The sequence below is a fragment of the Brevundimonas sanguinis genome (assembly GCF_029636725.1).
Taxonomy (GTDB): Bacteria; Pseudomonadota; Alphaproteobacteria; order Caulobacterales; family Caulobacteraceae; genus Brevundimonas; species Brevundimonas sanguinis.
The window spans coordinates 189,163-210,987 of the sequence record NZ_CP116770.1 but is presented as its reverse complement, the minus strand read 5'-3'; the positions used below and the strand labels follow the sequence as shown (position 1 = coordinate 210,987).

At 68.1% G+C, this 21,825-nt stretch carries 23 protein-coding genes; 9 read left to right on the top strand and 14 right to left on the bottom strand.

Going from position 1 to position 21,825, the window contains the following annotated elements; genetic code table 11:
* Positions 1-2: 2 nt before the first annotated feature.
* Together PIB44_RS01000 and PIB44_RS00995 are read right to left on the bottom strand one after the other, a co-directional pair.
* Positions 3-689 carry a response regulator transcription factor gene (locus tag PIB44_RS01000; RefSeq protein ID WP_003168277.1) on the bottom strand — a complete coding sequence of 229 codons (687 nt, stop codon included), beginning with the start codon at positions 687-689 and terminating at the stop codon, positions 3-5.
* Positions 690-751: 62 nt separating this feature from the next.
* Complete coding sequence (locus PIB44_RS00995) at positions 752-1,462, bottom strand: YggS family pyridoxal phosphate-dependent enzyme (protein WP_278070128.1); 711 nt, start codon at positions 1,460-1,462, stop codon at positions 752-754.
* On the opposite strand from PIB44_RS00995, the gene PIB44_RS00990 reads away from it, so the two are divergent.
* Positions 1,461-2,108: a thiamine phosphate synthase gene (locus PIB44_RS00990; RefSeq protein WP_278070127.1), complete on the top strand. Its 648-nt coding sequence runs from the start codon at positions 1,461-1,463 to the stop codon at positions 2,106-2,108. The genes PIB44_RS00995 and PIB44_RS00990 overlap by 2 nt on opposite strands.
* 3 nt (positions 2,109-2,111) lie before the next feature.
* Here PIB44_RS00990 and PIB44_RS00985 read toward each other — a convergent pair whose 3' ends face one another.
* Positions 2,112-2,516: an NtrZ family periplasmic regulatory protein gene (locus tag PIB44_RS00985; RefSeq protein ID WP_025976440.1), complete on the bottom strand. Its 405-nt coding sequence runs from the start codon at positions 2,514-2,516 to the stop codon at positions 2,112-2,114.
* Between the two features lie 354 nt (positions 2,517-2,870).
* Here PIB44_RS00985 and PIB44_RS00980 point away from each other — a divergent pair, with 354 nt between their 5' ends.
* The 4 genes from PIB44_RS00980 (at position 2,871) to holA (ending at position 7,542) form a co-directional block, all read left to right on the top strand.
* Positions 2,871-3,326 (top strand): DUF3576 domain-containing protein, encoded by a 456-nt coding sequence (locus tag PIB44_RS00980; protein ID WP_025976439.1) that lies wholly within the window; start codon positions 2,871-2,873, stop codon positions 3,324-3,326.
* An 88-nt stretch (positions 3,327-3,414) separates the two neighbouring features.
* A complete protein-coding gene (gene leuS / locus PIB44_RS00975) occupies positions 3,415-5,994 on the top strand; it encodes a leucine--tRNA ligase (RefSeq protein WP_278070126.1) in 2,580 nt (859 codons plus the stop codon).
* Positions 5,994-6,479: an LPS assembly lipoprotein LptE gene (gene lptE, locus PIB44_RS00970; protein ID WP_029972332.1), complete on the top strand. Its 486-nt coding sequence runs from the start codon at positions 5,994-5,996 to the stop codon at positions 6,477-6,479. The genes leuS and lptE overlap by 1 nt, the downstream gene beginning before the upstream one ends.
* 10 nt (positions 6,480-6,489) lie before the next feature.
* On the top strand, positions 6,490-7,542 hold the full coding sequence (gene holA / locus PIB44_RS00965; protein ID WP_278070125.1) for a DNA polymerase III subunit delta: 1,053 nt from the start codon (positions 6,490-6,492) through the stop codon (positions 7,540-7,542).
* 173 nt (positions 7,543-7,715) lie between these two features.
* On the opposite strand, the gene PIB44_RS00960 is transcribed toward holA, so the two are convergent.
* The 11 genes from PIB44_RS00960 to hemE all read right to left on the bottom strand — a co-directional run bounded on the left by PIB44_RS00960 (position 7,716) and on the right by hemE (position 18,386).
* Complete coding sequence (locus PIB44_RS00960) at positions 7,716-7,907, bottom strand: hypothetical protein (RefSeq protein WP_025976435.1); 192 nt, start codon at positions 7,905-7,907, stop codon at positions 7,716-7,718.
* A 38-nt stretch (positions 7,908-7,945) separates the two neighbouring features.
* A complete protein-coding gene (locus tag PIB44_RS00955) occupies positions 7,946-8,833 on the bottom strand; it encodes a ParB/RepB/Spo0J family partition protein (protein ID WP_278070124.1) in 888 nt (295 codons plus the stop codon).
* A gap of 30 nt (positions 8,834-8,863) precedes the next feature.
* Entirely contained in the window at positions 8,864-9,700 is an 837-nt protein-coding gene (locus PIB44_RS00950) for a ParA family protein (protein ID WP_278070123.1), read from the bottom strand.
* A complete protein-coding gene (gene rsmG / locus PIB44_RS00945; RefSeq protein ID WP_278070122.1) occupies positions 9,690-10,310 on the bottom strand; it encodes a 16S rRNA (guanine(527)-N(7))-methyltransferase RsmG in 621 nt (206 codons plus the stop codon). The genes PIB44_RS00950 and rsmG overlap by 11 nt, the downstream gene beginning before the upstream one ends.
* The gene (gene mnmG / locus PIB44_RS00940; RefSeq protein WP_278071018.1) at positions 10,310-12,223 is read right to left on the bottom strand and encodes a tRNA uridine-5-carboxymethylaminomethyl(34) synthesis enzyme MnmG; all 1,914 of its coding nucleotides are present in this window, start codon (positions 12,221-12,223) and stop codon (positions 10,310-10,312) included. Before mnmG ends, rsmG begins: the two co-directional genes overlap by 1 nt.
* Positions 12,224-12,286: 63 nt before the next feature.
* A complete protein-coding gene (gene mnmE, locus PIB44_RS00935) occupies positions 12,287-13,600 on the bottom strand; it encodes a tRNA uridine-5-carboxymethylaminomethyl(34) synthesis GTPase MnmE (protein ID WP_278070121.1) in 1,314 nt (437 codons plus the stop codon).
* Positions 13,601-13,736: 136 nt separating this feature from the next.
* Positions 13,737-13,976 (bottom strand): DUF6489 family protein, encoded by a 240-nt coding sequence (locus tag PIB44_RS00930; RefSeq protein WP_134581953.1) that lies wholly within the window; start codon positions 13,974-13,976, stop codon positions 13,737-13,739.
* A 74-nt stretch (positions 13,977-14,050) separates the two neighbouring features.
* On the bottom strand, positions 14,051-15,547 hold the full coding sequence (gene rho / locus PIB44_RS00925; RefSeq protein WP_278070120.1) for a transcription termination factor Rho: 1,497 nt from the start codon (positions 15,545-15,547) through the stop codon (positions 14,051-14,053).
* 250 nt (positions 15,548-15,797) lie between these two features.
* Entirely contained in the window at positions 15,798-16,265 is a 468-nt protein-coding gene (locus tag PIB44_RS00920) for a CopD family protein (protein WP_278070119.1), read from the bottom strand.
* Positions 16,266-16,275: 10 nt separating this feature from the next.
* Entirely contained in the window at positions 16,276-17,355 is a 1,080-nt protein-coding gene (gene hemH / locus PIB44_RS00915) for a ferrochelatase (protein ID WP_318035482.1), read from the bottom strand.
* Positions 17,352-18,386: a uroporphyrinogen decarboxylase gene (hemE, locus tag PIB44_RS00910; RefSeq protein WP_278070118.1), complete on the bottom strand. Its 1,035-nt coding sequence runs from the start codon at positions 18,384-18,386 to the stop codon at positions 17,352-17,354. Before hemE ends, hemH begins: the two co-directional genes overlap by 4 nt.
* Positions 18,387-18,870: 484 nt before the next feature.
* Between hemE and PIB44_RS00905 the strand changes: the two genes are divergently transcribed.
* From PIB44_RS00905 to coaE, 4 genes are read left to right on the top strand one after another with little or no spacing between them, the layout of a single operon-like run.
* On the top strand, positions 18,871-19,740 hold the full coding sequence (locus PIB44_RS00905; RefSeq protein WP_278070117.1) for a pyruvate, water dikinase regulatory protein: 870 nt from the start codon (positions 18,871-18,873) through the stop codon (positions 19,738-19,740).
* Positions 19,737-20,336, top strand: a complete 600-nt coding sequence (locus tag PIB44_RS00900; protein WP_278070116.1) for a Maf family protein — start codon at positions 19,737-19,739, stop codon at positions 20,334-20,336. Before PIB44_RS00905 ends, PIB44_RS00900 begins: the two co-directional genes overlap by 4 nt.
* Complete coding sequence (gene aroE / locus PIB44_RS00895; RefSeq protein WP_278070115.1) at positions 20,333-21,187, top strand: shikimate dehydrogenase; 855 nt, start codon at positions 20,333-20,335, stop codon at positions 21,185-21,187. Before PIB44_RS00900 ends, aroE begins: the two co-directional genes overlap by 4 nt.
* Entirely contained in the window at positions 21,184-21,825 is a 642-nt protein-coding gene (gene coaE / locus PIB44_RS00890) for a dephospho-CoA kinase (protein WP_278070114.1), read from the top strand. The genes aroE and coaE overlap by 4 nt, the downstream gene beginning before the upstream one ends.

The window sequence follows — 21,825 nt, the reverse complement described above, 5'->3', positions numbered from 1 at the left end:
GATCAGGGCTGGAGGCGGTAGCCGCCGGCGTCGGTCAACAGCAGCCGCGCCTGACCCGGCTCGGCCTCGATTTTCTGACGCAGGCGGTAGATGTGGGTTTCCAGCGTGTGGGTGGTGACCCCGGCGTTGTAGCCCCACACCTCGGTCAGCAGCTCTTCGCGCGACACCGGCTTGGCCCCGGCGCGATAGAGGTACTTCAGGATGTTGGTTTCCTTTTCCGTCAGCCGGACCTTCTTGCCCTTGTCGTCCACCATCAGCTTGGAGGCCGGACGGAACTCATAGGGGCCGACCTGGAAGACGGCGTCCTCGGACTGTTCGTGGCTGCGCAGATGGGCGCGGATGCGCGCCAGCAGGACGGCGAACCGGAAGGGCTTGGTGACGTAGTCGTTGGCGCCGGAGTCGAGGCCCAGAATGGCGTCGGAGTCCGACGACTGCGCCGTCAGCATGATGACCGGGGTCGAGATCCCCGCCTTGCGGATCAGGCGACAGGCCTCGCGGCCGTCCATGTCGGGCAGATCGACGTCCAGCAGGATGAGGTCTGCGCGCGCCTCCTTGGCCTGACGCACGCCGTCGGTCGCCGTCGCGGCCTGGGCCGGGCGGAATTCCTCGTGAAGCGCCAGCTGCTCGGCCAAGGCCTCGCGCAGGTCGTCGTCGTCGTCGATGATCAGAATGGTCTTGGGCGTGCGCATGGTCTCTTTAGAATGGCGAGGCTTGAGCCGAACGCCAAGGGCGCCGGACAGGATATTGCGTCCTAAGAGGGCGCCGGCGCTTTATTTCGTTCCCCGAACAGGGCCGAACCGACCCGAACATGGGTCGCGCCCGCCGCGATGGCTGCAGGATAATCGCCGCTCATGCCCATCGACAGCACGCCCAGGCCGTTGCGCGCCGCGATCGCGGCCAGCAGGGCGAAATGCGGCGTGGGGTCTTCATCAACAGGGGGAATGCACATCAGCCCCTCGACCTTCAGGCCGTATCGGTCGCGGGCGACGGCGATCAGGGCGTCGGCGTCGTCGGGCAGAACCCCGGCCTTCTGCGGCTCGGCGCCGGTGTTGACCTGAACCAGCACGCTGGGGCGCCGCCCGGCCCGCGTCATGGCGGCCGCTAGAGCGGCGGCGAGCCGTTCGCGGTCCAGCGTCTCGATGACGTCGAACAGTTCAACCGCTTCCAGCGCCTTATTGGTCTGCAAAGGGCCGATCAGGCGCAGTTCCAGATCCGGCAGGGCGGCGCGACGGGCCGCCCAGTGGCCTTGCGCCTCCTGCACCCGGTTCTCGCCGAACACGCGCTGGCCGGCGTCCAGCGCCGCCTCCAGCGCCTCGGGCCCCTGGGTCTTGGACACGGCGGTCAGCACCACCGAGGCCGGGTCGCGGCCGGCCGCCTTGGCCGCCTCGGCGATGCGGCCCCGCACCTGGGCGAAGCGGTCAGCGATGGACGAAACGGCGGCGGCGGGATTAGGGACGGTCATGATGCCCCTGTCTGACACCCTGTCCGAAGAAGCGCAAAGCCTGTGGGACGCCGCCTGCGCCCTGGCGCGCACGGCGCCGCAGGGCGGCCGCCCCCTGCCCCCCCTGCTGTTCTTCACCGACCCGGCGCGCACGCCCCGTCCGTGGGAGACGGCCGCCCGCCTGCCTGCCGGCGCAGGCGTGGTCTTCCGTCACTTCGGCGCCGCGGATCGACTAGAGACCGGACGGCGCCTGCGCGAGGCGACGCACAGGGCGGGGGTTCAGCTGCTGGTGGGACTGGACGCCGACCTGGCAGAGCAGATCGAGGCGGACGGCGTGCACCTGCCCGAGCGGGCGCTGTCGGCCGCCTGGTCCCTGTCGGGACGACGGCCGGACTGGCTGCTGACCGGGGCGGCCCATTCCCCGGCAGCGGTGCGGGGGGCGCGCGATCTGCACGCCCTTGTGCTGTCGCCGGTCTTTCCGGCGGGCGGCGCTTCTTCAGTCAAAGCGCCCCTGAGCGTAGAGGGATTTTCAGCCCTTGCCGCCCTGGCCCTCTGCCCGGTCTACGCTCTGGGCGGGATCACGGCGCTCAATGCGCCGCTATTGGCGGCGTCGGGGGCATCCGGCCTGGCGGGCGTAGAGGCGATCCAGACGGCTTTCGCCGGTTAGGGCTTAGAACTTGAAGATGGTCTCGAGCCGCACGCGCGGCGCGGCGCGGCGGTCGGCGGCGCTTTCGGGCGCGCGGGCCGGGTCGACTTCAGGCGAGGCCAGGTTGGCGGCGGCGCCGACGCGCAGGCGCGGGCTGAGGCGGTAATAGGCCCCGGCCTCGACATCGCCCCAGTCGGCTTCGCGGCCGACCGGCTGGTTCAGGTTGAAGTTCAGGCCCCAGCGGCCGTTCTCGTTGAAGCGCAGGCCGCGGCGCTGGGCCGGGGTCGCAGGCGTGGTCGAGGACTGGGCGGCGATATCGCTGAGATTGACGGAAGGCGTGCGGGCGCGCGTCTGCGCCGAGGCGTCGTCCGCCATCCCGGCCAAGGCCAGGGCGCCCGCGCATGCAGCGATGACGGCGACGAAACGCATTCCACCTACCCAAGAAGACCGACTTGAGCCGTCGATCCGTTATTGACGAGCCGGAACCATCCGACCTGGGGATAAGATATGGACTCGCGCCCCGGGGTCAACGCATGGAAGCCCCGCGATCACGGTTCGGGGCGACTCCGGCGGCCCCTGTGGCGCCTGCGTCACGCCGTTCCGGCCTTTTGCCGTCGATATTGGCGGCCAGGAACGCCGGTTCGCCTTGTCATAGCCCCTTTTGAGCGTGTTATAGAGCGTCGCTGCGGCGCGTGCGCGCGCGGTCTCTTTCGATGATCGCCCCTCGGGGGCCTTTCGGAAGCGCCCGGTGTACGTCGTCCACCCCTTTACGGAGACTATGGAATGGCTCTTGTTCGCGGCGCTGCGGTCGCCCTGATCGCCTCGGGACTGCTGCTCGGCGGCTGCTCTAGCCTGCCCTTCGTCGGCGGCGGCTCCAAGGCCAAGACGCCCAGCATGGAAGCCCAGCTGGGCATCGGCGTGAACGCCTATCTGTGGCGCGCCACCCTGGACACCCTTTCCTTCATGCCGCTGGCCAGCGCCGACCCTTGGGGCGGGGTGGTGAACTATGACTGGTACGTCAATCCGCAGACACCGAACGAGCGTTTCAAGGCGACCGTCTTCATCCTGGACCGCCGCCTACGCGCCGACGCCCTGAACGTCGCCGTGACCAAGGAAGTCAAGGACGCCTCGGGCGGCTGGGTTTCGGCCCCGGTCGCGGCCCAGACCGAAACCGATCTGGAGAACGCCATCCTGACCAAGGCGCGCCAGCTCAACCTCGCCAACGCGGCCCGTCGCTAAGGCGCCGCCTCTCCCCCCCTTCGCCGTTCAACGCAGACCTCAGGGCCGCCTCAAGCTTCGCGCCTGAGGCGAGACCTCAGGATACGCCGTGGCCCGCTACGAGCCCAAGACAGCCGAACCCCGCCAGCAGGCCCGATGGGCCGAGGCCGACGCCTTCTCGGTGTCCAACGCCGACACCGGCCGTCCGAAATACTATGTGCTGGAGATGTTCCCCTATCCGTCGGGCAACATCCACATGGGCCACGCCCGCAACTACGTCATGGGCGACGTCGTGGCGCGCTGGAAGCGGGCGCAGGGCTTCGACGTGCTGCACCCGATGGGCTGGGACGCTTTCGGCATGCCGGCCGAGAACGCGGCCATGGAGCGCGGCGTCCACCCTGGCGACTGGACCTGGTCCAACATCGCCACGATGCGCGACCAACTCAAGCTTCTGGGCCTGTCGCTGGACTGGTCGCGCGAGTTCGCCACCTGCGACCCCGAATACTATGGCAAGCAGCAGGCCTGGTTCCTGGAGCTGTTCAAGCGCGGCCTGGTCTATCGCAAGGACGGCGTCGTCAACTGGGACCCGGTCGACAACACCGTCCTGGCCAATGAGCAGGTCATCGACGGCCGCGGCTGGCGCTCGGGCGCCGTGGTCGAGAAGCGCAAGCTGAACCAGTGGTTCCTGCGCATCACTCAGTATGCGGACGATCTGATCGACGGCCTGTGCGAGCTGGAAGGGCGCTGGCCTGAAAAGGTCCGTCTGATGCAGGAGAACTGGATCGGCCGGTCCAAGGGTCTGCAGATGAAGTGGGCCTGGGCGGGCGCCGCCCCGGCTGGTTTCGATGACGGACTGGAGATCTACACCACCCGCCCCGACACCCTGTTCGGCGCCAGCTTCATGGGTCTGGCCCCCGATCATCCGATCTCGAAGCAACTGGCCGAGGCCGACCCCAAGGTCGCCGCCTTCGTCGCCGAATGCCGCAAGGGCGGCGCCAGCCAGGCCGACATCGAACAGGCCGAGAAGATCGGCTGGGACACGGGGCTGAAGGTGATCCACCCCTTCACCGGGGCCGAGATCTCGGTGTGGATCGCCAACTTCATCCTGTCCGACTACGGCACCGGCGCCATCTTCGCGTGTCCGGCGCATGACCAGCGCGACCTGGACTTCGCCCGCAAATACGACCTGCCGGTGATCCCGGTCGTCCGCCCCGAAGGCGCGGGCGACGACTTCGCCGTGGCCGACGAGGCCTATACCGGCCCGGGCGTCATCTTCCATTCCGACTTCCTGAACGGCCTGGACATCGAGGCCGCCAAGGCCGAGGCCATCCGCCGGATCGAGGCCGCCGGAATGGGCCAGGGCGCGACCATCTATCGCCTGCGCGACTGGGGCGTCAGCCGCCAGCGCTACTGGGGCTGCCCCATCCCGGTCATCCACTGCGAGGCCTGCGGCGTCGTGCCGGTCCCGGCCGACCAGCTGCCGGTCGAACTGCCCAAGGACGTCACCTTCGACGTGCCCGGCAACCCGCTGGACCGTCACCCGACCTGGAAGCATGTCGACTGCCCGTCATGCGGCGCCGCCGCCCGGCGCGAGACCGACACGCTGGACACCTTCGTGGACTCCAGCTGGTATTTCGCCCGCTTCGCCGATCCCAAGGCGGCCGAGCCGATCAACAAGGCCGCCGCCGCCAAATGGCTGCCCGTCGATCAATACATCGGCGGCGTCGAGCACGCGGTCCTGCACCTGCTCTACGCCCGCTTCATCACCCGCGCCCTGTCGGACGCCGGCCTGATGGACGTAAAGGAGCCGTTCGCTGGGCTGTTCACCCAAGGGATGGTGGTCCACGAGACCTATTTCGACGGCCATGAGGACAGCGGCAAGCCGCGCTGGGTCGAGCCTTCGGACGTCCGCATCGAAACCGTGGACGGCAAACGCGTGGCCACCCGCCTGTCGACCGGCGCCGCCGTGACGATCGGCGACATCGAAAAGATGTCCAAGTCCAAGAAGAACGTGGTCGCGCCCCAGGACATCATCGCCGCCTATGGCGTGGACGCCGGCCGCCTGTTCATCCTGTCCGACAGCCCGCCCGAGCGTGACATCCAGTGGTCGACCGGCGGGGTCGAGGGCGCCGCCCGCTTCGTGCAGCGCGTCTGGGGCGAATACGCCTCATACGACGCCGCCGCTCCGGCCAACGCCGATGTGGACGCCGCCCTGATCCGCGAGACGCACAAGGCCATCAAGGCCGTCAGCGAGGGCGTCGAGCACTTCCGCTTCAACTCGGCCGTGGCCAAGCTCTACGCCTTCCTGGCCACCATCCGCCAGCACGACAAGGCGGGCGCCGAGGCGAAGAAGACCGCCCTGTCCGCCCTGGCGCGGCTGATGGCGCCCTTCACCCCGCACCTGGCCGAGGAATGCTGGACCCAGTTGGGCGAGGCCGGAATGGTTCTGGACGCGCCCTGGCCCGTCTATGACCCGGCCCTGGCCGCCGACGACCAGGTCACCCTGCCCGTCCAGATCGGCGGCAAGCGTCGCGGCGAGGTCGTCCTGCCGCGCGGTTCGGACAATGCGACGGTCGAGGCCGCCGCTCTCGCCAATCCGACGGTTCAGGCCTACCTTGCCGCCAACAACCTCAGCATCCGCAAGGTGGTCGTCGTGCCTGACCGTATCGTCAATCTGGTGGCCGGCTGATGCGCAGCGGGCGTCGTCTCCTGCTGGCGCTGGCCGGGACGGTTCTGCTGTCCGGCTGCGGCTTTACGCCCCTGTATGGCGAAGCGGGGGTCAGCGGCGCCCTGTCGCGCATCGCCGTAACGACGCCCGACGACCGGCTGGGCTATCGCCTGCGCGAACAGCTGGAGGACGCCTTCGGACGCGACGGCGCCCAGGCGCCGCTCTATCGCCTGGCCACCGACGTCGAGCACAAGCGCCGCCCGCTGGGCCGCCGCATCGACGACACCGCCAGCCGCTATGAACTGACCGTCAGGGCCGCCTGGTCCCTGACCCCCGTCGCGGGCGGCGAAACCCTCAAGGGCGTGCAGACCACCACCATCACCTACGCCGCCGCCGACCAGCCCTACGCCGCCATCGCCGCCCAGCAGGACGGCGAGGACCGCGCCGCCGCCGACCTGGCCCGACTGATCCGCCTGGACATGATGCGCGTCCTGGCGGGGCGTTGAAGGCCGGCGCATGATCCTGTCCCGGCGGCCTGACGTCGACCGCTTTCTGAAGGCGCCGGACGCCGGCGTTCGCGCCGCCGTCATCCACGGCAAGGACCGCTCGGGCGTGACCGAACGCGCCCTGACGCTGTGCAAGACGATCACGCCGGATCTGAACGACCCGTTCAACGTCACCCTGCTGACCGAAGCCGATATCGACGGCGACCCGGTTCGGCTGGAAGAGGCGCTGACGGCGCTGAGCATGATCGGCGGGCGGCGTCTGGTGCGGGTGCGCATGGGCGACGCCAAGGGCGGCGTCGACAAGGCCGTGGCCGCCGCCCTGAGCGCCCACGCCGAGGGGGCCTACAATCCCGACGCCATGCTGGTGATCGAGGCCGGGGCGCTAGGCCGCGAATCCGCCCTGCGCAAGGCCGCCGAAAAGGCCCAGGGCGCGGTCGCCATCGCCTGTTATGAGGACGAGGTCGGCGACGTCGCCCGCATGACGCGCGAGGCCCTCGGCGCCGACAAGGTGGGCCTGACCTCGGACGCGCTGGATCGCTTCGTCGCCCGCCTGCCCCGCGAACGCGGCCTGATGCGCCAGGAGATCGAACGGCTGATCCTCTACATCGGCCCCGGCTCCGGCCGCACCATCGACGTGGAGGAAATGGACGCCCACCTCGGGGTTGAACCCGACGCCTCCCTGTCCGACGCCGCCCTACAGGCGTTCGGCGGCCGCCCCGGCCCTGCGCAGGCGGGCCTGCGCCGCGCCCTGGCCGAGGGCGAAAGCGCCGTCATGGCCGTGCGCATGGCCTCGCTTCATCTCGGAAAGCTGCGCCGGATCAATATCCTGCAGGCCAACGGCGCCGGCGCCAAGGAGGCCGCCAAGGCCGCCGGCGTCTTCTGGAAACAGGAGGCCGAACTGCTGCGCCAGGCGCGCGGCTGGCGCCTCGAACTGCTCGACGAGGTGCAGGACAGCGTCAACACCGCCGACGTCATGACCAAGACCACGGGCATGCCCGAGGCCCTGATCGCCGAACGCCTGCTGCTGGAAATCGCCGCCCGCGCCAAGCGCATGGGGCTTTAAGCGTCGCCCTAACGCGCTTCGCGCTGCTTGAGGGCTAGGCTTTCCTCCCCATGCAATGGGGAGGGGGACCGCGTAGCGGTGGAGGGGCTTCTCCGGCGGACCCAAGCGGCCCCTCCGTCTCGTCGCCTTCGGCGTCGATCCGCCTCCCCACAAGGTGGGGAGGAGACGCCGCGTCAGCCGCGCTTCGATGCGCGCCGGAAGGCCGGCTTGTTCTGCGCCACAGACTGGCGCTGCATGGATTTCTCGGTCGTGGCGGCGCCGGCCGCCCCGCCGAAGGCGCCCGTATTGCGGCTCGTCGCCTGCTTGGCCGCCAGGGCGCGTTTCAGCGCATCTGCGGCGCTCGGTTTTTCAGTTTTCTCAGTCATGGCGCCACCCTAACACGAACAGCGCCGGAAAGAGCCTCTTAGCCGCGCATCAGGCGGCGGCACAGGTCGTCCAACTGCTCCAGAGTGCCGTATTTGACGGTGATCTCGCCCTTGCCGCCCTTGTCGGCCAGCGAAACCTCCAGGCCCAGGGCGTCGGACAGATCCTGCTCCAGGGCGGCGATGTCGGCGGCGCCCTCCCCGTTCGGCGCGGCTCGGACCTTGGGCGTCTTCGGGCCGTCGGCCGCACGACGAGCCAGGGCCTCGGTCTGGCGCACGTTCAGGCCCTTGGCGATGACCTCCGCCGCCAGCTGTTCGGCGTTCGGGGCGGTGATCAGGGCGCGCGCGTGGCCGGCCGACAGCTCGCCGCGCACCACATGCTCGCGCACCGACTCGGGCAGTTGCAGCAGGCGCAGGGTGTTGGCCACGTGGCTGCGGCTCTTGCCCACCACGCCCGCCAGCGCGTCCTGGGTGCGGCCGAAACGCTCCATCAACACGGCGTAGGCGTTGGCCTCTTCCATGGGGTTCAGGTCGGCGCGCTGGACGTTTTCGATCACGCCGACTTCCAGCACCTCGATGTCGTCCATCTCGCGCACGACGATCGGCACCTGGGTCAGGCGGGCGGCCTGGGCGGCGCGCCAGCGGCGTTCGCCGGCGATGATCTGCCACACGCCCGCTTCGCCCGGCTGCGACCGCACGAGGATCGGTTGCAGCACGCCCTTGTCGCGGATCGAGGCCGTCAGTTCGTCCAGATCGGTCTTGGCGAAGATCTTGCGCGGCTGATCGGGATTGGGCTTCAGCGCCTCGATGGGCGCGCGCTGCACGCCCGCGGGCGCCGGGCCGGCCGCATCGACGGCGACCGCTTCCTGCGCGTTTTCACCCAAAAGCGCCGAGAGACCCCGGCCCAGACCACGCTGACGTTCGGACAAGATGCTGTTTCCGTTTACTTATCAGGTTGATCAGGCCGCGATGGCCTGACGACGTTGGCGCTCGCGCGCGACCAGTTCACGCGCCAGCTTCAGATAGGCCTGACTGCCCGCGCATTTCAGATCGTAGATCAAGGCCGGCTTGCCGAACGACGGCGCCTCGGACACCCGCACGTTCCGGGGAATGACGCTGTCATAGACCTTGTCGCCGAAGTGGGCGCGCACATCAGCCGCCACCTGGCCCGACAGGGCGTTGCGGCGATCATACATGGTCAGGACTAGGCCCTGAATCTCCAGCGCCGGGTTCAGGCTCTGACGCACCATCTCGATGGTCCGCATCAGCTGGGTCAGACCCTCCAGGGCGAAGAATTCGCACTGCAGCGGCACCAGAACGGCGTCGGCCGCGGCCATCGCATTCAACGTCAGCAGGTTCAGGGACGGCGGGCAGTCAATCAGGACATAGTCATACCGGGAATGACCGTTGCCGCCCTGCTTCGCCAGGGCGTCGCGTAGCCGATAGGAGCGGCGATCCGACTGGCTGAGCTCGATCTCGACGCCCGACATGTCCGGGTCGGCGGTGACGATGAACAGGCCAGGCACGGCTGTTTCGATCGCCGCCTCGTCGACGGGGCGACCGTCGACGATAACGTCGTAAATGGTCACCCGCCGTGTTTCACGTGGAACACCCAGGCCGGTCGAGGCATTGCCCTGGGGGTCCATGTCCACGATCAGCACCTTCTCGCCGATCGCGGCCAGCGCCGTGCCGAGATTGATGGCGGTCGTGGTCTTGCCTACGCCGCCCTTCTGGTTGGAAACCGCCAGAACGCGGGTGCGATGAACCGAGGACGGCTTAACGGACTCAACGGACACGGCGAAGACCCCTCAGTGAAACGATGCGGCCGCGCGGATCGCTGCGCGAGACAGCGAGCTCGGCTTCAAACTGCCAGACCCGACGGGCCTCTTTCAACTCAGCCTCGGCCTTCTCTCCCTTGAGGAACAGGCCTTTTGCACCGCGTTGGAAGTAGGGCTGTGCATAACCCAACAGCTTCTCCATCGCCGCCACAGCCCGCGCCGTGACGATATCAACCGTGATCGCCTGCTCCTCGGCCCGGCCGTTGACCACGGTGGCGGGCAATTCCAAGGCGTCGACAATGGTTTGCAGGAAACGGCAGCGCTTGCCGAGGCTGTCGACCAGCCAGACGTGGGCGCCTGGCCTGCCCCTCAGCAAGATCGCCAGGACCACGCCCGGAAAGCCCGCCCCGGCGCCCAGATCGGCCCAGCTCTTCGCCTCTGGCGCCAGATCCAGAAGCTGGGCGCTGTCCCAGGCGTGGCGGTTCCAAAAGTCCGGAAGGGTGTCCGGACCGACCAGGTTCATGACTTCGTTCGCCTCGGTCAGCATGGCCAGGAAGGTCGTCAGGTCGGCGATGTTGGCGTCGCTGGCCCCGGTCTGGGCCCGAAAGGCGTCGATAGCGTCGGACATCAGGCGACGACCGCCGCGAGATCTGCGTCCACGTCCTTCACCTTCTTCACGTGAGCCAGAAGCGCCGTCAGCGCGCCCGGCGTCATGCCTTCGATCCGGCCGGCCTGCCCCAGCGTCAGGGGACGGATCATAGCCAGCTTCTCGCGCACCTCATTCGACAGAGCGCCGATGGCGGCATAGTCAAGGTCGCGCGGCAGGGCGAGCCCCTCCTCCCGTCGCAGCGCCTCGGCGTCCTGGGCCTGACGGTCGAGATAGCCGGCATAGACGGCGTCGATCTCGACCTGCTCGCGAACTGCGGTGGACCAGTCGGCGATTTCGGGGTGGATCGCAGTGAAGTGATCCAGCGTCACGTTCGGGAAGGCCAGCAGGTCACGGATCGAGCGACGCTGACCATCGGCGTTGACCGTGATGCCCAGCGCCCCCGCTTCCTTGGGCGTGAACAGCGTTTCACGTGAAACACGATTGGCTGCGTCCAGAAGGTCCGCCTTCTCCTGCCAAATCTTCGCCCGCTCTGCGCCGACGATACCCGCTTCCATTCCGATCGGCGTCAGCCGCTGATCGGCGTTGTCGGCGCGCAGGGTCAGACGATACTCGGCCCGGCTGGTGAACATGCGATAGGGCTCGGTCACGCCGCGCGTCACCAGGTCGTCGATCATCACGCCGATATAGGCCTGATCTCGGCCGAGGATCAGCGGATCAGAACCGGCGGCGGCGCGGGCGGCGTTCAGGCCGGCGATAAGCCCTTGTGCGCCTGCCTCCTCATAGCCGGTTGTACCGTTGATCTGGCCGGCCAGATACAGGCCAGGCCGCTTCTTGACCTCCAGCGCCGGGGTCAGCTCACGCGGATCGACATAGTCGTACTCGATGGCGTAGCCGAAGCGGAACACCTCGACCTGCTCCAGACCCGGCATGGTGTGGAGGAAGGCCAGCTGAGTCGCGTCGGACACCGAGGTCGAGATGCCGTTCGGATAGACGCTGGGATCATCCAGACCTTCCGGTTCCAGGAACACCTGGTGGCTGGTCTTGTCGGCGAAGCGCACCACCTTGTCCTCGATCGAGGGGCAGTAGCGTGGGCCGCGCCCGGACAGCCGGCCCCCATAGACCGCGCTTTCGCCGAGGTTATCAGCGATGATGCGGTGCGTCTCTTCGGTCGTGTGGGTCACGCCGCAGGCGATCTGGGGCACCTCGATGCGGTCGGTCAGGAAGCTGAAGGGCACGGGCTGGTCGTCCGCCGCCTGCATCTCCAGCCGCTCCCAGGCGATGGTGCGGCCGTCCAGTCGCGCGGGCGTGCCGGTCTTCAGCCGGCCCATCATCAGCTCCGCGGCGTGCAGGTCGCCGGCCAGGCCCGTCGAGGGATCCTCGCCATAACGGCCGGCCGGAATGCGCAAATCGCCGCGATGGATGACGCCGTTGAGGAAGGTGCCAGTCGTCAGCACCACAGCGCCGGCGCGGATGGTCTCCCCCGCCCCGGTCGTGACGCCGACCACCCGGTCGCCGTTCAGGGTCAGCCCCTCGGCCGTGCCCGCCATCAAGGTCAGGTTGGGATAGTCCGCCAGTTCGGCCTGCATAGCCTCACGGTACAGGCGCCGGTCGATCTGGCTGCGCGGGCCGCGCACGGCGGCGCCCTTGGACTGGTTCAACATGCGAAATTGAATGCCCGACACGTCGGCCAGACGGCCCATGAGGCCGTCCAGGGCGTCGATCTCGCGCACCAGATGGCCCTTGCCCAGGCCGCCGATCGCCGGGTTGCAGCTCATCTCGCCGATGGTCTCCAGCTTCTGGGTCAGAAGCAGGGTGCGGGCGCCCGCGCGGGCAGCGGCCGTCGCAGCCTCGCAACCGGCGTGGCCGCCGCCGATGACGACGACGTCGAAGGTGTGATCGCAGCTCGAACTCATGGCGTTCACATAGTCCATCTGGACCGAAATCGCCACCGGCTGAGGAACCGTTGTTTCACGTGAAACAGGCGAAAGCCGGGCCTATTTGCCGATGCAGAAGGAGGAGAAGACCTCGCCCAGGATGTCCTCGACGCCGATGGCGCCGGTGACCCGAGCCAAGGCGTCAGCGGCGCGGCGCAGGTCGTCGCCGGCCATTTCCGGCGCCAGATCGAGCGCCCGGCGGCCCTCCTCGACGGCAGCCAAAGCCTCGGCCAGGCGACGTCTATGGCGTTCACGCGTGACGGCCGGGAAATCGGCGCCGGACAGGTCGCGCGCCAGCCGGGCGGCGATCCACTGATGCAGTTCGGCCAGCCCCTGCCCGGTCGCCGTGCTGACGCTCAGGGCTTCGAGGTCCGGCGCCGGCGCCACGGCGCCCAGATCGGCCTTGTTCAGCACCTGAAGATCGGAGGGGCGCAGGAAGGCGGCGGCCGGGTCCTCGGCGCCTTCGGTGGAGGGCGAGCGGACCCACAGGCGCAGGTCGGCGCCCTCAGCGCGCGCACGGGCGCGGCGGATGCCCTCGGCCTCGACCGGATCGTCGCTGTCGCGCAGACCGGCCGTGTCGGACAGGGTGACGGCGTAACCGCCGATCATGATGTCGGCGTCCAGCACGTCGCGCGTCGTTCCAGCGATGGGGGTGACGATGGCCGCTTCGCGCGCGACCAGGGCGTTGAACAGGGACGACTTGCCCGCATTGGTCTCGCCGATCAGGACGATGCGATAGCCCTCGCGCACCCGCCGCCCGCGATCGGAATCGGCCAGGGCCGCGCGAAGATCGGTCGACAGAGCGTCCAGCACCGGCCCGGCCGTGCGCGCCAGATTGTCAGGCACTTCCTCGTCCGGGAAGTCGATCTCGGCCTCGACCAGCGACAGGGCCTTCAACAGGTCGCGGCGAAATCCGGCGTAGGCGGCCGACAGGGCGCCGTCGAGCTGGCCCAGGGCCTGAGATTTCTGGGCTTGCGTTTCAGCGTCGATGAGGTCAGCGACCGCCTCAGCCTGGGCCAGATCCATGCGGCCGTTCTGAAAAGCGCGACGGGTGAACTCGCCCGGATCGGCGGGACGCAGGCCGAGCGCGATCAGGGCGGTGCTGGCCGCCTCGACGACGGCGCGGCCGCCGTGCAGGTGCAGCTCGGCCGAGTCCTCGCCGGTATAGGAGCGCGGGGCGACGAAGCGCAGGATGAGGGCCTCGTCGATCAGACGGCCGTCGTGGCGCAGGCTGCGCACCGAGGCCAGACGCGGGGTCAGCCCCCCTGCCCCCAGCGCTGACAGGGCCGCCTCCGTGCCAGGGCCGGAGAGGCGCAGGATGGCGACGGCGCCGCGGCCCGGCGGCGTGGCGAGGGCGAAGATGGTGTCGATCATACCTTCTCCTCCCCATTCCATGGGGAGGGGGACCACGAAGTGGTGGAGGGGCCAGCGCGGAAGGGAACGGCCCCTCCGTCTCGTCGGCTGCGCCGCCGATCCACCTCCCCACTTCGTAAGGAGGGGAACAGGAGCCTCACGGCTTGGGCGCGCCCGTGACGGCGGCTTCCATCAGGCGGCGGAACTGGTCCTGGGCCTGAACGCCGAAGCTGGTCCAGGTCTTCATCAATTCGTCCGGCTGCATGGCGGCCATGTTGGCGTCCATGCGCTTCTGCATTTCCGCGACCAAATGGTCGTTGAGCGGCGTCACGTCGGGAAGGCCCAGAAAGGCGCGAGCCTCGGCCGGAGTGCAGTCGATCTCAATGTTCAGCTTCATGACCCGCGCTCCTGTTTCACGTGAAACAGGCCCTCAAGCAGCCGCCCGCCGCGCGGGCGGCGCTAGGGCCAGTATCAGGTGTTCATGGACTGGAAGAAGTCGCCGTTGTTCTTGGACTGGCGCAGCTTGTCGAGCAGGAATTCGATCGCGTCCTGCGGGCCCATCGGGTTGAGGATGCGGCGCAGGACATAGGTCTTGGCCAGCTGGTCCTTCGGCGTGATGAGGTCTTCTTTGCGGGTGCCGGACTTAAGCACGTCGATGGCCGGGAAGATGCGCTTGTCGGCGACCTTGCGGTCCAGGACGATTTCCGAGTTGCCGGTGCCCTTGAACTCTTCGAAGATCACCTCGTCCATACGGCTGCCGGTGTCGATCAGGGCCGTGGCGATGATGGTCAGCGAGCCGCCCTGCTCCACGTTGCGCGCGGCGCCGAAGAAGCGCTTGGGCCGCTGCAGGGCGTTGGCGTCGACGCCGCCGGTCAGCACCTTGCCCGACGACGGGACCGTGGCGTTGTAGGCGCGGCCCAGACGGGTGATGGAGTCCAGCAGGATCACCACATCCTTCTTGTGCTCGACCAGGCGTTTGGCCTTTTCGATCACCATTTCGGCCACAGCGACGTGGCGCGAGGCGGGCTCGTCAAAGGTCGAGGCGACGACCTCGCCCTTCACAGTGCGCTGCATGTCGGTGACTTCTTCCGGGCGTTCGTCGATCAGCAGGACGATCAGGAAGACTTCGGGGTGGTTGCGCTCGATCGACTTGGCGATGTTCTGCAGCATCACCGTCTTACCCACGCGCGGCGGGGCGACGATCAGGCAGCGCTGGCCCTTGCCCAGCGGAGCGACGATGTCGATGACCCGGCCCGAGCGGTCTTTCAGCGTCGGGTCTTGGATTTCCATGTGCAGGCGCTCTTCGGGATAGAGCGGCGTCAGGTTGTCGAACAGGACCTTGGTCTTGACCATCTCCGGATCTTCGAAGTTGATCGTATCGACCTTCAGCAGGGCGAAGTAGCGTTCGCCCTCGCGCGGGCCGCGCACGGCGCCGTGCACCGTGTCGCCTGAACGCAGGCCGAAGCGGCGGATCTGCGACGGCGAGACATAGACGTCGTCCGGGCCCGGCAGATAGTTGGCGTCGGGGCTGCGCAGGAAGCCGAAGCCGTCCGGCAGAATCTCCAGCACGCCCGAGGCGATGATCTCGACCTCTTCGTCGGCCAGGGTCTTCAGGATGGCGAACAGCAGGTCCTGCTTGCGCAGGTTGCCGGCGTTCTCGATGTCCAGACCCTCGGCGAAGGCGACCAGGTCTTCCGGCGTCTTCTCGTTCAGTTCCTGAAGCGTGATGCGGCCGTTGGGAACGATGGGTTCGCCGTCATCGTCCTCGTCGTCATCCTCCGCCGTGGTGTCGACGCCGTGGTCGTCATCGTCGGAAACAGCGTGAACGGCGATTTCGGGCTCTACCTCCTCGACCGGCGCCGCCGTGCGGCTGCCGCCCAGGCTCAGGGTGCGACGCGGCCGCTCAACAGGCGTTTCCACTGCATTTTCAGTGACTTCGGTTTCCGGCGTCTCAGGCGTATCGGTCATGATGGCGTGCTCGTTCGCGCGCCCGGACGCCAAGGGGCGGCCAGGAGCAGAAAGGTCGTAATGGCTTCAGCCGCAGGGGCTGGGAGGGAGGGCGACGGGCTCCCGCAGGCTCAAACCGGCAGGCGTCGCGAAAAGAGAGGGACCGCGCTGCACGGATCGGCCGCACGGTTCACCGAAGCGGAACCACGAAAGACCCATGCGGGTCAAGGCCCTCAAGCAACGCGCGACCGCGTCGCTCGCGTCAGGGCTCTCAGAAACTCCACTCCATCGTCACCGACAGCACCATGATGATGGCCAGAACGAAGGGAATCTCATTGGTCATGCGCCAGAAACGACCGGAGTATTTGGAAGTACCCGCCGCGATCTTCTTGCGCTGCCCCGCCAGAAAGCCGTGCCAACTGGCCAGCAGGAAGACGCCGATCAGCTTGGTCACCATCCACGGCTGATGCGCGAAAGACCAGTCGGCGCCGTCGCCGCTGCGTAGCCACAGCAGCCAGCCCCCGAAGATGAAGGCCAGAATCATGGCCGGATTGATGATGATGCGCAGCAGCCGCGTCTGCCACACGCGCAGCAGGGCCTGCATCTCGCCGCGCAGGGGTTCAGGCTTGGCGTTCTGCTCGGCGTCATAGGCGAACAGGCGCGGCAGGAAGAGCATTCCCGCCATCCAGGCGATCACCGCGAGAATGTGAAGCCCGCGGGCCAGGTTGTAATAGTCCATGTCGCTCCCCTCAGGCCGCCCTGGAGCCCTTTGAACAGCCGGACGGGCAGGCTTTCAAGTGGGCGCATGGTCCACCCCTTGAGGCCCCCTGCGGGGCCGTTCCCGGCGTCTCCAGCGCCCGACCGACCGCATCAGTCAGGGCGGTGATGAAAACCGGGTCGGCGCTGACCGTCGGCGCGCGCAAATAAGGGGCGCAACCGACCTTATGGGCCAGTTCGCCGTATTCCATATCCAGCTCGACCAGGGTCTCGATATGCTCCGAGACGAAGGCGATCGGCACGACCAGCGCGCCCACGCCGTCTCTGGCCGCCTGTTCGATGGCGTCCGGCGTGGCGGGGCCCAGCCATTTCAGCGGGCCGACCCGGCTCTGGTAGCAGATGGCCCAGTCGCTCAGGCCCATCCGCTCGACCACAGCGGCCACGGTCGCCTCGACCTGAGCCTGATAGGGATCGCCCGCGGTGACCAGTTTCTCGGGGATGCCGTGGGCCGAGAACAGCACCCGCACCGGCTTCCCTTCAGCCTTGTCCAGCGTCTGCCGGATCAGGCGGACCTGGGCTTCGATCAGGCCGTCCGCGTCGGGATAGCAGCAGACGACGTGGGTCTCGCCCGGTCCGTCGTAGCACTCGGTCCACTTCTTCAGCGACGAGGCCGTCGTGGTGGTCGAGAACTGCGGATACAGGGGCAGAAGAACGATCTGATCGGGCTGGAAGGCCTTGACCGCCGCCGCTGTCTCTTCGGTCAGGGGATGCCAGTATCGCATGGCGATGAAGACCCGGCTGTCGTCGCCCGGCGAAGCGTCCGCCAGGGCGCGCGACAGGGCCTCCGCCTGTTTCTGCGTCTCGGGCAGCAGGGGCGAGCCGCCGCCCATCAAGGCGTAGTTGGCCTGGGCCGAGGTCTCGCGGCGGCTGGAGATCAACCGGGCGAGCGGCGTGCGCACGATCTCCGGCAGGCCGATGATGGCCGGATCGTTGAACAGGTTGAACAGGAAGGGTTTGACCGCTTCTGGGCGATCAGGACCGCCCAGATTGGTCAGAACGACCGCCACGCGCCGGTTGGGTCGTCCCTCGTCGTTCGTGGCGGTCCGGCTCATTGGGCGCCGATCCGTTTCAGCACCTGCTCGACATGGGCGATCGGGACGTCCGGCAGAATGCCGTGGCCGAGGTTGAAGATCCACGGCCCCTGGCCCCAGGCCTCCATCAGCTGATCGACGCGGCGGTCCAACGCCTCGCCGCCTGCGCGCAGCAGCAGAGGGTCCAGCGCGCCCTGGATGGGTTTGATCTTCTGCACGCGCTGGCCGACTTCCAGCGGACAGGCGGTGTCCAGCGCCACACCCTGCACCTCGCATTCGCGCGCATAGCGTTCAGCCAGGGCCGCAGAGCCCCTCGGGAAGCCGATAAGGGGCACGGTGACGCCCAGTTCGCGGGCGCGGGCGACCAGCTTCTGATGCGGTTTCAGCACCAGGCTTTCGAACAGATCGTCGGGCAGGCCCTCGGCCCAGCTCTCGAAGATCTTCAGCACCTGGGCGCCGGCGTCCTGCTGCATCTTCAGATAGTGGGCGGTGGACTCCACCAGCACGTCCAGCAGGCCGTAGACGATCTCGGGCTGGGTATAGGCGTAGGTCCGCGCCAGACCGCGCTCGCCCTTGCCCATCGTCCGGTGCTCGCCGTCCAGCATATAGGTGGCTACGGTCCACGGCGCGCCCGCAAAGCCGATCAGGGCGCGTTCAGGCTCCAGTTCCGCGCGCACCAGGCTGAGCGTCTGGCCCACGGCCTTGAGGGCCTCTCCAGCCTGCTGAGCCTTATCGGCCATCGACTGCACTGACGGCAAGGCGCCCAGACGCGGCCCTTCCCCCGCCTCGAACCACACCTTCTGCCCCAGGGCGCCGGGGATCAGCAGGATATCGGCGAAAACGATGGCGGCGTCGAAGCCGAAACGACGCATCGGCTGCAGGGTCGCTTCGGCCGCCATCTCCGGATTCAGGCAGAAGGCGATGAAGTCCGGCGCCTGGGCTCGCAAAGCCCGGTACTCCGGCAGGTAGCGCCCAGCTTGACGCATGAACCACACGGGCGGGCGGGAAAGGGTTTGGCCCTGGAGAGCCTTGATCAAAAGGGGCGTGCTCATGTCTTGGGCTTTAGGATGCACACCCCCAAGCCTCAATCCCTATTCAGATTTAAGAATTGAAAGAATTAGTGGTTGGAAGCAGGGCCGGGGAGCGCGGGGATAACCCTGGACCGTCCCGGTCGGACTCCGTCTTGTCCCCGTTTCGAGGCGAAAGATTCCGCGCCGTCGCCCGCGGGGGTGTGAGTCATGGGGATAAGCCGTGAAACACCCGCGGGACTCGGGTTTGCCTCTGGGCGCCGTTGTGGGTGAATCTACGGGCGCCGAATTTGGACAGGCGCTCCTGCCCACAGCATGGGATGAAATCTCGGCGCCCAGGCGGACGAATCCGGCGCCGATCGCAACAACGGCGCCCGCGATCCCCGCTCGCGACCGGCGACGGGGCTTGCTACAGGATTCGGCGCCCGGTCTTTCACGAACGGCGCCCCGGCTTTTCAACAGGGCGCGGGGATGATCCGACCGTCGCCCAGAAGGAGACGCCGTCCTCATGAGCCCTGCCCGTCCTCCCGGCGCTTCGCGTCTGGCCACCTATTTTCATGTCCACCTCGTCTCGGATTCGACGGGCGAGACCTTGAACGCGATGGCCAAGGCGGTGATCGCCCGCTTCGACGGCGTCATTCCCATCGAGCACATCTACGCCCTGGTGCGATCCAACAAGCAGATGGAGCGGGTGCTGGAAGAAATCGCAGCGGCGCCCGGCGTGGTGCTGCATACCCTGGTCGATCGGGAGCTGCGCGAGCAGCTGGAGGAAGGCTGCCGTCAGCTGCAGATGCCGCAGATCGGGGCGCTGGACCCGCTGGTCGGCGCCCTGTCGCGCTATCTGGGGGCGGATGTTTCGGCGCGGGTGGGCGCCCAACACGCGCTGGATACCGGCTATTTCAACCGGATGAGCGCGCTGGACTACGCCATCGCCCATGATGACGGACAAGGAACGCTGGAGCAGCTGGAACAGGCCGATGTCGTCCTGTGCGGCGTCAGCCGGACGTCCAAGACGCCGACCTGCATCTATCTGGCTCACCGGGGCATCCGGGCGGCCAATGTTCCGCTGGTTCCGGGTCAGGAAGACGGCGAGCGGCTGACGGCGCTGAGGAACCCGCTGGTGGTGGGTCTGACCGTTTCGCCGGACCGCCTGGTGCAGATCCGCCGCAATCGCCTGGACGGGCTGAACGCTGGCCACGCCTCGGCCTATGTCGACCATGACTCCGTGCGCGAAGAGACCATCAAGGCGCGGCGCGCCTTTGAACGGCGCGGCTGGCCGACCATCGACGTGACCCGGCGCTCGGTCGAGGAAACCGCCGCCGCCATCATCAACCTGTTGAGCGAGCGGCGCAGCCGCAGGCTGGGAGCCCCGATGTGACCGAGGCCTCTCATGAACGACTGATCCTGGCCTCCAAGAGCGCCGCCCGACGCGCCATGCTGGAAAACGCCGGCGTGCCCTTCGTCGTCCAAGTCGCTGATGTGGACGAAGACGCGCTGAAGACGCCGGGCGTCGATCCGGCTGAGCTGGCGGTGGAGCTGGCCCGGGCCAAGGCGCTGGCGGTGTCGCGTCATGATCCTGAGGCCTGGGTGCTGGGGGCGGACCAGACCCTGGCCTTTGACGGCGGGCTGGTGTCCAAGGCGCCGACTCTGGAGGCGGCGCGAGCGCGCCTGTCTGCCATGCGCGGCCGTTCGCACCATCTGCATTCCGGCGCGGCTCTGGCGCACAAGGGCCAGGTCGTCTGGAGCGGGCTGGATACGGCCGAAATGAAGGTCCGGGCCTTCTCCGACGCCTTTCTGGACGCCTATCTCGCGGCGGAAGGCGACGGCCTGTTGGCCTGCGTCGGCTCCTACCGGCTCGAAGGCATGGGGGCGCAACTTTTCGACGCCGTGCACGGCGACTATTTCACTGTTCTCGGATTGCCGTTATGGCCCGTCCTCACAGAGTTGAGGCGTGCGGGGGTAATTGCGTCATGAAGATAGAAACGGAACCGGCGGCTCGTTCGGCGCGCATCACGGGACAGGTGCGCCTGGGCGGGGTCGTGGGCAACCCGATCGGCCATTCCCTGAGCCCGATCCTGCATAACGCCTGGCTGGAAGCGGGAGCGGTCGACGGCTCCTATGTCGCCTTTCAGCCAAAGGACCCCAATGGTTTCCGCACCCTGGTCGCCGCCGGGCGGGCGGGCCTGATCCACGGACTCAACGTCACGGCGCCGTTCAAGGAGCAGGCCTTCGCCCTGGCCGACGACATCGCCCCGGCGGCCAAGGCGACCGGTTCAGCCAACATCCTGGTGTTTGAAGACGGCCGCGTCCGGGCCGACAGCGCCGATGGGGCCGGCGTGCTTTACGCCCTGGCGGAACAGGCGCCGGCCTTTGAGCTGAACGGCGCCCATGTCGTCATGCTGGGCGCAGGCGGCGCCGCTCGCGCGGTCGCGGGCGCCCTGGTTCAGGCCGGGGCGCGCCTGTCGATCCTGAACCGCACGCGCAGCCGCGCCGAAGCCCTGGCCGCCGATCTGGGCGCCGCGGTGGCGGTCGCCGAGGACGAAGGGGTGCTGGCGACGGCCGATCTGGTCATCAACGCCCTGAGCGCGCCGCCGACCATCGACCTCAGCGTCCTGAAGGCCGACGCGGTCGTGATGGACATGACCTATAAGCCGGTGCTCACGCCCTTTTTGGCGGCGGCGCAGGCGCGAGGGCTGATCACGGTCGACGGCCTGGCCATGCTGATCGGTCAGGCCGGACCGTCGTTCGAGGCGATTTTCGGCGTTCCGCCTCCGCCGCTGGATCTGCGCGCCGTGGCTATGGCCCATCTGGACGACGCCGCATGATCGTTCTGGGGCTGACCGGCTCCATCGGCATGGGAAAATCGACGACGGCGAAGATGTTCGCCGAGGAAGGCGCGGTGATCTGGGACGCCGACGCCGCCGTTCATCGGCTCTATGGGCCGGGCGGAGCGGCCGTGGCGCCGCTGGCGCAGGCCTTTCCCGGCGTGGTCGTGGATGACGCTGTCGATCGGGTGCGGCTGGCCGAGGCTCTGGGGCGCGACGAGACCGCCTTTCAGCGACTGGAAGCCATCGTCCATCCCTTGGTCGCCACGGACCGCGCGCAGGCGCTGACGGCCGCGCGGGCGCAGGGCGCGCGTCTGGCGGTCGTGGACATTCCCCTGTTGTTCGAGACGGGCGGCGACGCCGCCGTCGACGCCGTGGTGGTGGTCACCGCCGAACCCGAGGTGCAGGCCCAGCGCGTTCTGTCCCGACCGGGCATGACGCGCGAGCGGTTCGACGCCATCGCGTCGCGCCAGACGCCGGACGCCGAAAAGCGCGCCCGCGCCGACTTCCTCATCGACACGGGTCGAGGTCTGGAGGCGGCGCGCGACCAGATGCGCCGGATCGTGGGGACAGTCCTGTCGCCGTCGTGGACGCCGCCGCGCGGCGCTCTTTCGTTTGGGGCCGATCCCCGGCATTAA